At 57.5% G+C, this 12,800-nt stretch carries 11 protein-coding genes; 5 read left to right on the plus strand and 6 right to left on the minus strand.

Going from position 1 to position 12,800, the window contains the following annotated elements:
- Position 1 precedes the first annotated feature (1 nt).
- Complete coding sequence (gene malG / locus LRS40_RS05650) at positions 2 to 892, plus strand: maltose ABC transporter permease MalG (RefSeq protein WP_142487838.1); 891 nt, start codon at positions 2 to 4, stop codon at positions 890 to 892.
- Positions 893 to 985: 93 nt separating this feature from the next.
- Here malG and psiE read toward each other — a convergent pair whose 3' ends face one another.
- On the minus strand, positions 986 to 1,396 hold the full coding sequence (gene psiE / locus LRS40_RS05655) for a phosphate-starvation-inducible protein PsiE (protein WP_142487837.1): 411 nt from the start codon (positions 1,394 to 1,396) through the stop codon (positions 986 to 988).
- A gap of 179 nt (positions 1,397 to 1,575) precedes the next feature.
- Positions 1,576 to 3,225: a glucose-6-phosphate isomerase gene (pgi, locus tag LRS40_RS05660; protein WP_231313296.1), complete on the minus strand. Its 1,650-nt coding sequence runs from the start codon at positions 3,223 to 3,225 to the stop codon at positions 1,576 to 1,578.
- A 304-nt stretch (positions 3,226 to 3,529) separates the two neighbouring features.
- Here pgi and lysC point away from each other — a divergent pair, with 304 nt between their 5' ends.
- Positions 3,530 to 4,879, plus strand: coding sequence for a lysine-sensitive aspartokinase 3 (lysC, locus tag LRS40_RS05665; RefSeq protein ID WP_231313297.1), 1,350 nt, complete (start codon positions 3,530 to 3,532; stop codon positions 4,877 to 4,879).
- 33 nt (positions 4,880 to 4,912) lie between these two features.
- Here lysC and LRS40_RS05670 read toward each other — a convergent pair whose 3' ends face one another.
- Both LRS40_RS05670 and LRS40_RS05675 read right to left on the minus strand, forming a co-directional pair.
- Positions 4,913 to 5,701 carry a nucleotidyltransferase domain-containing protein gene (locus tag LRS40_RS05670; RefSeq protein WP_231313298.1) on the minus strand — a complete coding sequence of 263 codons (789 nt, stop codon included), beginning with the start codon at positions 5,699 to 5,701 and terminating at the stop codon, positions 4,913 to 4,915.
- Between the two features lie 5 nt (positions 5,702 to 5,706).
- Complete coding sequence (locus LRS40_RS05675; protein WP_156262681.1) at positions 5,707 to 6,933, minus strand: RtcB family protein; 1,227 nt, start codon at positions 6,931 to 6,933, stop codon at positions 5,707 to 5,709.
- Positions 6,934 to 7,121: 188 nt separating this feature from the next.
- On the opposite strand from LRS40_RS05675, the gene rtcR reads away from it, so the two are divergent.
- The 3 genes from rtcR (at position 7,122) to LRS40_RS05690 (ending at position 10,088) form a co-directional block, all read left to right on the plus strand.
- Complete coding sequence (gene rtcR / locus LRS40_RS05680; RefSeq protein WP_231313299.1) at positions 7,122 to 8,696, plus strand: RNA repair transcriptional activator RtcR; 1,575 nt, start codon at positions 7,122 to 7,124, stop codon at positions 8,694 to 8,696.
- A gap of 111 nt (positions 8,697 to 8,807) precedes the next feature.
- A complete protein-coding gene (gene panS / locus LRS40_RS05685) occupies positions 8,808 to 9,752 on the plus strand; it encodes a ketopantoate/pantoate/pantothenate transporter PanS (protein ID WP_142487831.1) in 945 nt (314 codons plus the stop codon).
- A gap of 63 nt (positions 9,753 to 9,815) precedes the next feature.
- A complete protein-coding gene (locus LRS40_RS05690; RefSeq protein WP_142487830.1) occupies positions 9,816 to 10,088 on the plus strand; it encodes a DUF3811 domain-containing protein in 273 nt (90 codons plus the stop codon).
- Here the strand turns inward: LRS40_RS05690 and rluF are convergent, their stop codons facing one another.
- Positions 10,089 to 10,964 (minus strand): 23S rRNA pseudouridine(2604) synthase RluF, encoded by an 876-nt coding sequence (gene rluF, locus LRS40_RS05695; RefSeq protein WP_231313300.1) that lies wholly within the window; start codon positions 10,962 to 10,964, stop codon positions 10,089 to 10,091.
- 145 nt (positions 10,965 to 11,109) lie between these two features.
- Positions 11,110 to 12,741 carry a Na/Pi cotransporter family protein gene (locus LRS40_RS05700; RefSeq protein WP_156262678.1) on the minus strand — a complete coding sequence of 544 codons (1,632 nt, stop codon included), beginning with the start codon at positions 12,739 to 12,741 and terminating at the stop codon, positions 11,110 to 11,112.
- Positions 12,742 to 12,800: the final 59 nt, after the last annotated feature.

Below are 12,800 nucleotides of genomic sequence, written 5' to 3' on the forward strand. Positions count from 1 at the left end.
TATGTCTATGGTTCAACCCAAATCTCAGAAGTTGCGCCTCTTTGCGACCCACCTGGGCCTGCTGATTTTTATCGCGGCGATCATGTTCCCGCTGCTGATGGTTATCGCCATCTCCCTGCGTTCGGGTAACTTCGCGACAGGCAGCCTGATCCCGGATGAGATCTCCTGGGAGCACTGGAAGCTGGCGCTGGGCTTCAGCGTGGAGCACGCCGATGGCCGCGTGACGCCGCCGCCGTTCCCGGTGCTGCTGTGGCTGTGGAACTCGGTGAAAGTCGCCACCATCACCGCGATCGGTATCGTGACCCTCTCCACCACCTGCGCCTACGCGTTTGCCCGTATGCGCTTCAAAGGGAAAGCGACGCTGCTGAAAGGGATGCTGATTTTCCAGATGTTCCCGGCGGTACTGTCGCTGGTCGCCCTGTACGCCTTGTTTGACCGCCTCGGCCAGTACGTGCCGTTCATCGGCCTGAACACCCACGGTGGGGTGATCTTCGCCTACCTCGGCGGGATCGCGCTGCACGTCTGGACCATCAAGGGCTATTTCGAAACCATCGACAACTCGCTGGAAGAAGCGGCCTCGCTGGATGGCGCCACCCCATGGCAGGCGTTCCGCCTGGTGCTGCTGCCGCTCTCCGTGCCGATTCTGGCGGTGGTCTTTATTCTGTCGTTTATCGCCGCCATCACCGAAGTGCCGGTCGCATCACTGCTGCTGCGGGATGTGAACAGCTACACCCTGGCGGTAGGGATGCAGCAATACCTCAACCCACAAAACTACCTGTGGGGCGATTTTGCCGCAGCCGCCGTACTCTCCGCTATCCCGATCACCGTCGTGTTCCTGCTGGCTCAGCGCTGGCTGGTGAACGGCCTGACCGCGGGGGGTGTGAAAGGTTAAGTTTCATTGTTATGCCACTGCAACCCTCAACTTTGCCTTGATGTCTTGATCCAAACTTGTGACTGTATTCGGCGGCCCTCGGGCCGCCTTTTTTTATTCCCGTTTTAGCCGCTTCGAGTTGCACAGCCAGAGTGTGACTACCAGCAGCAGGATTGCCGCCGAGTAGAGCAACACGTCGAGGGGCGATTTATGATCGACGATAATCAGTCGCACAATCGCGGTGATACCAATGTAGATAAAGTAGCGCAGCGGGAAGTGAAAGCCAGACTGAAAGTACTTCACGATCAGGGCGATAAATTCGAAGTAGAGAAAGTAAACCACCAGCCCTTCAACCAGCTCGTATTTGCTGGTTTGCTCAGGGGCAAAAAGCACATCAGCCAGATGCACCGTCTCTTTACCGAGGAAGACGACCAGGATCAGGCCAAGGCTCAGCAGACCCAGGTTCAGCACGGTCTGCAGAATGGTTGAGATAAACTCAACGCGTGGGCGAGTCAGGGATGTCATACAGCACCTCATTCTCCGGGGCGAGGTTCCTGTATAACGCAAAAATGTGACGGGGATCTATATTTTTTGTTTATATTTTGTGCAGATCTGCCGGGCGGCACTCCGTTTGCCCGGCCTACGGGGTTTTGTAGGCCCGGTAAGCGTAGCGCCACCGGGCACACAGACCGCAGCAGACTTACTTATGCGCGCCAGGCTTTATAACGGTTAATCAGACCGTTGGTGGAGCTGTCGTGGCTGTTGATATCCTGGTTATCACCCAGCTCTGGCAGAATGCGGTTAGCCAGCTGTTTGCCCAGCTCTACGCCCCACTGGTCAAAGGTGAAGATATTCAGGATTGCGCCCTGGGTGAAGATTTTATGCTCATACAGGGCAATCAGCGCGCCCAGGCTGAATGGGGTGATCTCACGCAGCAGAATGGAGTTGGTCGGACGGTTGCCTTCGAACACTTTGAACGGTACCACGTGGTCCAGCGTCGCCGGATCTTTACCCTGATCGCGATACTCCTGCTCAACTACATCACGCGCTTTACCGAACGCCAGCGCTTCAGTTTGCGCGAAGAAGTTCGACAGCAGCTTCGGATGGTGGTCAGACAGCGGGTTATGCGTGATGGCCGGGGCGATGAAATCGCAAGGAACCATCTTGGTGCCCTGGTGGATCAGCTGGTAGAACGCGTGCTGACCGTTGGTGCCTGGCTCGCCCCAGATGATTGGGCCAGTCTGGTAATCCACGGCGTCGCCGTTACGGTCAACGTATTTACCGTTGGATTCCATGTTGCCCTGCTGGAAGTAGGCCGCGAAACGGTGCATGTACTGGTCGTATGGCAGGATCGCTTCGGTTTCAGCGCCGAAGAAATTGTTGTACCAGATGCCGATCAGCGCCAGCAGTACCGGCAGGTTTTTCTCTGGTGCGGTGGTGGAGAAGTGTTTATCCATCGCGTGCGCGCCGGAGAGCAGCTCAACAAAGTTGTCGTAGCCCACGGAGAGGATGATCGACAGGCCGATAGCGGACCACAGGGAGTAGCGTCCGCCAACCCAGTCCCAGAATTCAAACATGTTGGCAGTGTCGATACCGAACTCGCCTACCGCTTTGGCGTTGGTGGAGAGCGCCGCGAAGTGTTTCGCTACGTGCTGCTGGTCACCGGCCGTTTTCAGGAACCAGTCGCGCGCGCTGTGGGCGTTGGTCATGGTTTCCTGAGTGGTGAAGGTCTTAGACGCCACCAGGAACAGGGTGGTTTCCGGGTTCACGTTTTTCAGCACTTCCGCGATGTGGGTTCCATCGACGTTAGAGACAAAGTGCATGTTGAGGTGGTTTTTGTACGGACGTAGCGCTTCGGTCACCATGAACGGGCCGAGGTCGGAGCCGCCGATACCGATGTTCACCACGTCGGTGATCGCTTTGCCGGTGTAGCCTTTCCATTGACCTGAGATGATCGCTTCAGAGAAGGATTTCATCTTTTCCAGGACGGCGTTCACTTCCGGCATAACATCTTTGCCGTCAACGATAATTGGGGTATTGCTACGGTTACGCAGGGCCACGTGCAGCACCGCGCGATCTTCGGTGCGGTTGATCTTCTCACCAGAGAACATGGACTTGATGGCACCGCTCAGATCGGTCTCTTTCGCCAGATCCTGCAGTTTTGCCAGCGTCTCTTCGGTGATGCGGTTTTTGGAAAAATCCACCAGCATCCGATCGTCGAAGGTCGCGGAGAACTTGCTGAAACGATCGCCGTCTTTCGCGAACAGGTCCGCGATGGTGACGTCTTTCATTTCTTCAAAATGTTTCTGTAATGCCTGCCAGGCTGAAGTCTGCGTTGGATTGATATTTTTCATAGCAATACTCTTCTGAATTGAGAATTGTGACCTCGGTCGATTGTAGCCTCTGTCGCTGAAAATTGTGATGGTTTTTATGCCATTGGCCTGGCCTGTATCAAGTGCGTCGCAAAAGCCCCAAAAGTATAGCTGTTATAAGTCCTGTTTCTCATATGGAAGGCAGCATGAAAAATCCGCATAATCCCGGCGTTGACAGGATCCTCCACACATTTTATTTATACACACGGTATTTGCGCCTGCACCGATAAAACTATTTTGTCCTTGTGCCATGGTCGCTTTTTTCCTTCCCTGACACGAGGTTGTTATGACGAGTTTTGTTGTCGCCAAATTTGGCGGTACCAGCGTGGCCGATTACGATGCCATGAACCGCAGCGCCGATGTGGTGCTGGCCGATCCTGATACCCGCCTGGTGGTGTTGTCCGCTTCGGCTGGCGTCACCAATCTGCTGGTCGCCCTTGCTGAAGGGCTGGAAGCGAGCGAGCGCCAGGCTAAGCTCGAAGCGCTGCACAAAATTCAGTTCGATATTCTTAGCCGCCTGCGCGATCCGAGCGTGATTAGCGAAGAGATCGAGCGCCTGCTGGAAAATATTATCACCCTGGCGGAAGCCGCCTCTCTGGCCACCTCTACCGCCCTGACCGACGAGCTGGTCAGCCACGGTGAGCTGATGTCGACCCTGCTGTTCGTTGAAGTGCTGCGCGAGCGTAACGTTCAGTCGCAGTGGTTTGACGTGCGTAAAGTGCTGCGCACCAGCGACCGCTTTGGCCGCGCCGAGCCGGACGTTACCACCATTGCCGAACTGACGACCCAACAGCTGGCGCCGCGCCTGGCGGAAGGGATTGTCATCACCCAGGGCTTTATCGGTAGCGAAGCCAAAGGCCGTACCACCACGCTGGGCCGCGGCGGCAGCGACTACACCGCCGCCCTGTTGGGTGAAGCCCTGCAGGCCTCCCGCGTCGATATCTGGACGGACGTGCCGGGCATCTACACCACCGACCCGCGCGTGGTGCCTGCGGCAAAACGTATTGATGTGATCGCCTTTGAAGAGGCCGCTGAGATGGCGACCTTTGGCGCGAAAGTGCTGCACCCGGCAACGCTGATGCCTGCCGTTCGCAGCGACATTCCGGTGTTCGTGGGCTCCAGCAAGGATCCAAAAGCGGGCGGTACCATGGTGTGCAACACCACTGAAAACCCACCGCTGTTCCGCGCTCTGGCGCTGCGTCGCAAACAGACCCTGCTGACCCTGCACAGCCTGAGCATGCTGCACTCCCGCGGCTTCCTGGCCGAAGTGTTCAGTATTCTGGCGCGCCACAGCATCTCGGTAGATCTGGTGACCACTTCAGAAGTGAACATCGCCCTGACCCTGGATACTACCGGCTCCACCTCCACCGGCGATACCCTGCTGACGCAGTCTCTGCTGATGGAGCTTTCGGAACTGTGCCGTGTTGAGGTGGAAGAAGATCTCGCCCTGGTGGCGATCATCGGTAACGAGCTGTCCCGCGCCAGCGGCGTGGGCAAAGAGGTGTTTGGCGTGCTGGAGCCGTTCAACATCCGCATGATTTGCTATGGTGCTTCCAGCTACAACCTGTGCTTCCTGGTGCCTGGCGCCGAAGCCGAGCAGGTCGTGCAGAAACTGCATCATAACTTGTTTGAGTAACAGAAAAATGGCCCGGGAAACCGGGCCATTTTTTTATCCTGCCAGTACCGTTCTCATCAGCAGCGAATCCAGCGAGGCTATCTTGCCATTACGGCTGTCCGGCAGCGTAGGAGGGTTTTCACCCCGCGCCAGCTCCTGAGTGATGAAAGCATGCAGCAAAGGCCGTCTGGGGCCGTATTGCGCTTCTCCCGCACGCTGTTTTATCGCCAGCAGGTCATCGATTTCCTGACGTAACGGCGCATCAAGCTCGCTTCCCGCCAGCAGTTCGGCAAAACGCATCGGTGGCATACCTTTTCCGGCCTCCACCCACCGCACCGCTAATAGAGGACGCAGGACGTAAAAGTACTTTTTCAGTCGGACCTCTGCGTCCTGCAAATAGCCGCGGAAATTTTTGCGCGCCATAGAGTAGTAGTGCCAGCGCGCACGCACGGGGGAGAACCAGGCGGGCACCTGCGCGCGTAGCTCAGTTATCACCTTGTCGCTCTGCTGATAGACCACCGGCGAATCCAGCCACTCGATAAGCGTGGGGTTAGCCGCTTTCAGCAGGCCAAGCGCCTTGCGCCACTCCCAACCGCTCACGTCGAGTTCGTCGTCTATGGGCAGCTCAATGACATCCCGCTGCGGCTCGACGCGCAAATACCAGTCAGGTTTATGCACATACAGGAAGCGCACGTCATAATCGCTATCCGGCGATGCAAAGCCCCAGCCGCGGCTGCCCGATTCACAGGCATACAGCACGGTCACATTGAATCGTTGCTCTATTTCGTTGAGTTGCTGCCGCACACGCTCGCGCATGGCGGTATCCAAACCGTTATCAGCCATCTGCTTTATCCTTTTACACATACCACCTGGCGCAACGTATGGACGATTTCGACCAGGGATGCTTGCGCCGCCATGACGGCATCGATGTCTTTATAGGCCATCGGGATTTCATCGATGACCTCGTTGTCTTTTCTGCACTCGACGTGGGCCGTGGCGCGGATCTGATCGGCAACGGTGAAGCGTTTTTTGGCCGCCGTGCGGCTCATCACCCGTCCTGCCCCATGGCTACAGGAGCAGAAGCTCTCCTCATTGCCCAGGCCGCGCACGATAAAGCTCTTCGCCCCCATCGAGCCGGGGATGATGCCCATTTCGCCCTTCTGTGCCGACACTGCCCCTTTGCGGGTCACCAGCACCTCTTCACCAAAATGACGCTCTTTCTGCACATAGTTGTGATGGCAATTCACCGCCTCCTGCTGGGTCAGAAAAGGCTTTGGCACGATGCGCGACAGCGCGGCCAGCACGCGCGACATCATCACCTCGCGGTTATGGCGGGCAAAATCCTGCGCCCACTCCACGGCCTCGATGTAGTCGTTATAGTGTCGGCTCCCCTCCTGGAAATAGGCCAGATTCCTGTCAGGAAGGTTGGCGATATGCTGCTGCATATCCTTCTGCGCCAGGGTGATAAACACGTTGCCAATCGCATTACCCACGCCACGTGAGCCGCTGTGCAGCATGACCCACACGCGTTGCTGCTCGTCCAAGCACACCTCGATAAAGTGGTTCCCGGTGCCCAGCGTCCCCAGATGCTGATGGTTATTGGTTTTCAGCAGTTGCGGATATTTATCCGTCAGTCGCTTAAAGCGCGGCGCCAGCTGACGCCAGTGGTTATCCACTTCATCCGGCGTCTTTTCCCACGCCCCCTTGTCGCGACGGGAGCGGGTGTTGGTGCGCCCGTGCGGCACCGCCTGTTCAATGGCGCTGCGCAGCCCGTGAAGGTTATCCGGCAGATCGCCTGCCAGCAGCGACGTCCGCACGGCGATCATCCCACAGCCGATATCCACCCCCACCGCCGCCGGAATAATGGCCCCTTTGGTGGGGATCACGCTGCCAATGGTGGACCCTTTCCCGAGATGCACATCCGGCATCACCGCCAGATGTTTGAAAATAAACGGCATCTTCGCAGTGTTCAGCAACTGCTCGCGCGCCTCTGGCTCTACAGGAACCCCGTGCGTCCACATTTTTACCGGTGCGCTGTGATGCGCCGTTAATACGTCAAAATCATTCTGTTTCATGGTGCTCACCCTCAGGGATGTCTGTTACTGAGACGTATTGCCAGAAGCGTGCCAGAATATTAAGCCTTCATAAATAAAACATATCCTTTTGATTATAATTACTTTAATCCAAATAGCTTCTTCAGGCGTTGCTTAAGCCGCAGAATATTTTTATCTTTTAGTATCGGTTTTTATCTTGAAGGATAAACATGAAAAAGCGGCGAGTGGTTATTGGGGTCCTGGGCACGGTGATGGACAAACGCGGCAAGCGGGCCAACCGCTTACGCAAATGGCGCCCGACGGTCGGGCTTTGCCAGCAGCCCGACCTCCCCGTCGACAGGCTTGAGCTCCTCCACCAGCCCCTGGATCGGGGAATGGCGGAACAGATAACGGAAGATATCAGGCTGCTCTCGCCCCATACCACCGTGCGCCCGTGGCCCGTCACCATTGCCGATCCCTGGGATTTTGAAGAGGTCTACGCCGCGTTCCTCGACTTCGCCACCCACTACAAGTTTGACACCGAGCATGAAGAGTACCTGGTGCATATCACCACCGGCACGCACGTGGCGCAGATCTGCTGGTTTTTGCTGACCGAAGCGCGGTATCTTCCCGCCAGCCTGATCCAGACCGGCCCTGCCAGCAGGGATGCGCCCGAAGAGGCAGTGCCTGTCGGACGTTACTCGATCATCGACCTGGATTTAAGCCGCTATGCCGCGCTGACCAGCCGCTTTCAGCGCGAGCAGCAGGAATCCGTTTCGTTCCTCAAAGCCGGGATTGATACCCGCAATGCCACCTTCAACGCCCTGATCGATCAGATTGAACGCGTGGCGCTGCGCTCGACCGCCCCTGTATTACTGACGGGCCCAACGGGGGCCGGAAAATCCTTCCTCGCCAACCGTATTTACCAGCTTAAGCAATCCCGCCATCAGCTGACGGGCAGGCTGGTGGCAGTAAACTGCGCCACGCTGCGGGGTGACAACGCCATGTCGACCCTTTTCGGCCATGTCAAAGGGGCATTTACCGGGGCGGCAACGGCGCGTGCCGGGTTGCTGCGTGAGGCCGACGGCGGCGTGTTGTTTTTAGATGAGATCGCCGAACTGGGCCTCGACGAACAAGCCATGCTGTTGAAGGCCATCGAAGAAAAAACCTTCTTCCCGTTTGGCTCTGATAAAGAGGTCAGGAGCGATTTTCAGCTGATTGCCGGTACGCACCGGGATATGCGCCAGTGGGTGGCGGAAGGTCGCTTCCGTGAGGATCTCTGGGCCCGTATCAATATGTGGAGTTTTGCCCTGCCCGGCCTGGCGCAGCGTCGGGAGGATATCGCCCCCAACGTGGAGTACGAACTGCAACGCTTCGCGACTGAAGCGCAATCCCAGGTGCGTTTCGACAGAGAGGCACGTGAGCGCTATCTGCGTTTTGCTGACTCGCCTCAGGCGTTGTGGCGGGGTAACTTTCGTGAACTGGGTTCCTCTGTGGCGCGGATGGCCACGCTTGCCGAACAGGGACGCATCACCTTAGCGCTTGTTGAGGAAGAGATCGTCAGGCTGCAGGAGAGCTGGCAAATCGCCACGCCATCCGCGGCGATGGCGCTCGATCTCTTCGACCAGCGACAGCTGGAAACCGTGCTGGAGGTGTGCCGCCGTAGCGCCTCATTATCCGAGGCCGGTCGCGAACTCTTTGCGGTCTCCCGGATGAAAAAGGTCAACCCTAACGATGCCGACAGGCTGCGCAAATATCTCACCCGCTTTGGGCTGAGCTGGGAAAGTCTTCACCCGGGATCATGAAGAAAATTTGGTTGAACAAAATTCATTAGCAGGATAAACAATATCTCTAAGCCGGGCTCGAACCCGGCTTTTTTATAACTACATGACACAACACAATCGCAAGGAATCCGTATGTTATCCGCCATTACCCGGCTGTTCCCGTTATGGGCGCTGCTGCTCTCCGTTCTCGCGTATTACACGCCATCCACCTTTACCGCTATCGGCCCGTGGGTCACCACGCTGCTGATGCTGATCATGTTCGGCATGGGCGTGCACCTGAAAGTCGACGATTTTAAACGCGTGCTGTCACGCCCGGCCCCGGTCGCGGCGGGTATTTTCCTGCACTACCTGGTGATGCCGCTGGCGGCATGGGCGCTGGCTATCGCCTTTAAGATGCCGCCTGACCTCTCCGCCGGGATGGTGCTGGTGGGAAGCGTGGCCAGCGGTACGGCCTCCAACGTGATGATCTATCTGGCGAAAGGCGATGTGGCGCTGTCGGTGACCATCTCCTCCGTCTCCACGCTGGTGGGCGTGGTAGCAACCCCGCTGCTGACGCGTCTGTACGTGGATGCCCACATTCAGGTGGATGTGATGGGAATGCTGCTGAGCATTCTGCAGATCGTGGTGATCCCGATTGCGCTGGGGCTGATTATCCACCATCTGTTCCCTCGACTGGTGAAAGCCGTGGAGCCGTATCTGCCGGCGTTTTCGATGGTCTGTATTCTGGCCATTATCAGCGCCGTGGTCGCCGGTTCTGCGGCGCATATCGCCTCTGTCGGTTTTGTGGTGATTATCGCCGTGGTTCTGCATAACACCATCGGCCTGCTGGGCGGTTACTGGGGCGGAAAGCTGTTCGGCTTTGACGAATCCACCTGCCGCACGCTGGCGATTGAGGTCGGGATGCAGAACTCCGGCCTGGCCGCTGCGCTCGGCAAAATTTACTTCTCGCCGCTGGCGGCTCTGCCGGGTGCGTTGTTCTCGGTATGGCATAACCTGTCCGGCTCGCTGCTGGCGGGTTACTGGTCGGGTAAGCCGATCGATGAACAAAAGAAACGCGATGTGGTGAAGGAAGGTTAATTCAGCTTCGCGACTGCGAAGGCATGCTTTACACTGAAGCCTCTCTCACAGGAGGCTTCAGGTATGTCCACACCGAGATTGACCCAGAAAGACATGACGGAAAGCGAGCAGCGCGAACTGAAAACCCTGCTCGATCGCGCCCGTATCGCCCATGGCCGACTGCTGACCAACGCCGAAACCAATCACGTTAAGAAAGAGTACATCGACAAACTGATGGCGCAGCGTGAACTGGAAGCCAAACAAGCCCGCAAGCTTAAAAAAGCGCAGGCTTATAAGGTGGATAAAGAGGCGACATTCTCCTGGTCGGCGAATACCCCAACCCGTGGAAGGCGCTGATCAGCGCCCTTTCTTTTTGCGCCCTGGCTGGGTAAAGCGTTTTCCATTCCCGGCCGGTTTGGCTTTACTTTTCTCTTCCGCCTGTGGGGCCTTGACCACCGGTCGCTTGATGCCCTGCGTTTTCGGTTTTGCCTTCGCTTTCGGCTTCGCTTCTGAGGATGAGTTCTCGATCAGCTTAAACAGCTCAATCAACTCGTCCCCGGTCAGATCGCGCCACTCGCCCAGCGGAATGCCGGAGAGGCTGACGTTCATGATGCGCGTACGCTCCAGCTTCGTCACTTCAAAGCCAAAATGTTCGCACATACGGCGGATCTGGCGGTTTAAGCCCTGAACCAGGGTGATACGGAAGGCGAACGGCGCCTCTTTCTTCACCTTGCACTTCTTCGTGACCGTGCCGAGGATCGGAACGCCCGCCCCCATCCCGCGAATGAATTCGTCCGTCACCGGCTTGTTGACCGTGACGATGTACTCTTTCTCGTGGTCGTTACCGGCACGCAGGATCTTATTCACCAGATCGCCGTGGTTGGTGAGGAAAATTAATCCCTGGGAGTCTTTATCCAGACGGCCAATCGGGAAGATACGGCTGCTGTGGTTGACGAAATCAACGATGTTGTCGCGCTCGCCATCTTCCGTGGTACTGACAATGCCAACCGGTTTATTCAGCGCGATAAACACCAGGTCTTCTTCGTCCCGGGGCTCGATCAATTGACCATTCACTTTGACCACGTCGCCAGGGACGACCTGATCGCCAATGGTGGCGCGTTTACCGTTGATAAACACGTTGCCCTGTTCAATGTAACGGTCAGCCTCGCGGCGCGAGCAGATCCCGCTCTCGCTAATGTATTTGTTTAATCGGGTAGATTGAGTTGACAGCATAATTTCTCCTGTAGAGGCGAAATATACCCCAGGTTTGGGCTGGTAAAAAGCTAAGTACCAGGAAATACGAGACGCATTCAGTATGGTCCTGGCTATCTTGCGCAAGCCCCCGGCGTCGTTGCCCGCGCCAAAGGCTTAACGCAGATTAATACTCATCCCGGCCATCATCTTCATCCGGCTGCTCCATCACGCTGTACGCCACCGCGCAGAACAGGGAGTTCAGACGCTTCATGTCGCCCAGTAGCCCCATATGCAGGGAGCTGGTCTCGATACTTTGCACGTTCTGCTGGTGCAGCCGGTCAACGTGCGCGTGGGAATAGCGGCGGTTGAGGATGCGGAAACGGTGCTTGTTACGACGCAGGCGACGAGCGCTGGCCAGATCGCTGGAGAAAAAGACCGACATCGCCAGCTTGAGGTTGGCAAGCAGCTGATCGTGCAGCGCATCCAGCTCTTTGACCCCTTCGAGGGAAAACGCCCGGCGGGCCGCCAGCGATTTGTCAGCGATTTCACTCCCCATGCGTTCGACGATATCGGAGGCTTGCTCCAGGTTGAGCGACATCTCTATGATCTCCGCCCAGCGGCGGGACTCTTCTTCCGCCAGCTCATCTTTTGGCATCCGCGCCAGATAGAGCTTGATGGCGGTATAGAGCACGTTGATGTCATCCGCGAGCTTGCGCAGCGCTTTCTCTTCCCGCGGTTCGCCGTGCATCACCTTTTTCAGCCCCTCCAGCATCTGCTCCATGGCATCGCCCATGCGCAGTGTTTCCCGAGCGGCATTGGCCAGCGCCAGCGCCGGGGTATCCAGAGCTGAGGTGTCCAGATGTTTCGGTTTCAGGCGCGCATCGAGCTCGGGTTCATCGCGGATAATCCGTTCACAGAACCGCGCCATCACCCCGGCAAAGGGTACCATCGCCAGGCAGCGCACCAGGTTATAAAAGACGTGGAAGTAGATCACCATCTCCGATTCCGGCAGCGACAGGTTATCCATCAGATTCGCCAGCGGATAGACGAAAGGCAGGATGGCCAGGCTACCCACCAGCTTAAACAGCAGGCTGCCGAGCGCCACGCGACGGGCCGCGGCGTTGGCGGCGCTATTATTGAGTACCGCCAGCAGGCCGGAGCCGAGGTTAGCGCCAATCACCAGACACAGGGCCACCGGGAAGGAGATGATCCCCGCCGCGGTGAGCGTGGCGGTTAGCAGCACCGCCGCCAGGCTGGAGTAGCTAATCAGGGCAAACACCGCGCCAATCAGCGCATCCAGCAGGATATCGCCGGTCAGCGAGGCGAAGATGACCTGCACGCCGCTGGCCTGGGTAATGGGTGTGACGGCCTGGACGATCAGCTCCAGCGCCAGCAGAATCAGGCCAAGGCCGATCCCCACCCGTCCCAGCTGTCCGGCGCGGGTCTGTTTACGGCCAAGGAAAAATATCACGCCGATGAAAATCAGCAGCGGCGACAGCCAGGAGAGATCGAAGGTTAACACCCGCGCCATCAGCGCGGTCCCCACGTCGGCACCGAGGACAATCACCAGCGCAGGGGTCAGCGCCACCAGATCCTGCGCCACAAACGAGGTGACCAACATGGTGGTGGCGTTGCTGCTTTGCACCAGCGCGGTCACGCCAATGCCGGCGCAGAACGCGAGCGGTTTTTTCTCAACGCTGCGGCTGAGTACAGTACGTAAGCGGGCACCAAAAACACGCATCACGCCGGTACGGACAATGTGCGTGCCCCAGACCAGCAACGCCACGGCAGAAAGCAGATGTAGCAGAGTCAGCACGGATGTAGGTTCTCCTTTTCGTTATACGTTTTCCTGAGGCTCGTTGCGCGCTGTAGGCC

Source organism: Leclercia sp. G3L, assembly GCF_021117075.1.
Taxonomy (GTDB): domain Bacteria; phylum Pseudomonadota; class Gammaproteobacteria; order Enterobacterales; family Enterobacteriaceae; genus Enterobacter; species Enterobacter adecarboxylatus_C.

What these genes read in the sequence shown, in the direction of transcription:
- malG (WP_142487838.1), top strand. Translation starts at nt 2, where the DNA reads ATGTCTATGGTTCAACCCAAATCTCAGAAGTTGCGCCTCTTTGCGACC.
- psiE (WP_142487837.1), bottom strand. Translation starts at nt 1,396, where the DNA reads ATGACATCCCTGACTCGCCCACGCGTTGAGTTTATCTCAACCATTCTG.
- pgi (WP_231313296.1), bottom strand. Translation starts at nt 3,225, where the DNA reads ATGAAAAATATCAATCCAACGCAGACTTCAGCCTGGCAGGCATTACAG.
- lysC (WP_231313297.1), top strand. Translation starts at nt 3,530, where the DNA reads ATGACGAGTTTTGTTGTCGCCAAATTTGGCGGTACCAGCGTGGCCGAT.
- LRS40_RS05670 (WP_231313298.1), bottom strand. Translation starts at nt 5,701, where the DNA reads ATGGCTGATAACGGTTTGGATACCGCCATGCGCGAGCGTGTGCGGCAG.
- LRS40_RS05675 (WP_156262681.1), bottom strand. Translation starts at nt 6,933, where the DNA reads ATGAAACAGAATGATTTTGACGTATTAACGGCGCATCACAGCGCACCG.
- rtcR (WP_231313299.1), top strand. Translation starts at nt 7,122, where the DNA reads ATGAAAAAGCGGCGAGTGGTTATTGGGGTCCTGGGCACGGTGATGGAC.
- panS (WP_142487831.1), top strand. Translation starts at nt 8,808, where the DNA reads ATGTTATCCGCCATTACCCGGCTGTTCCCGTTATGGGCGCTGCTGCTC.
- LRS40_RS05690 (WP_142487830.1), top strand. Translation starts at nt 9,816, where the DNA reads ATGTCCACACCGAGATTGACCCAGAAAGACATGACGGAAAGCGAGCAG.
- rluF (WP_231313300.1), bottom strand. Translation starts at nt 10,964, where the DNA reads ATGCTGTCAACTCAATCTACCCGATTAAACAAATACATTAGCGAGAGC.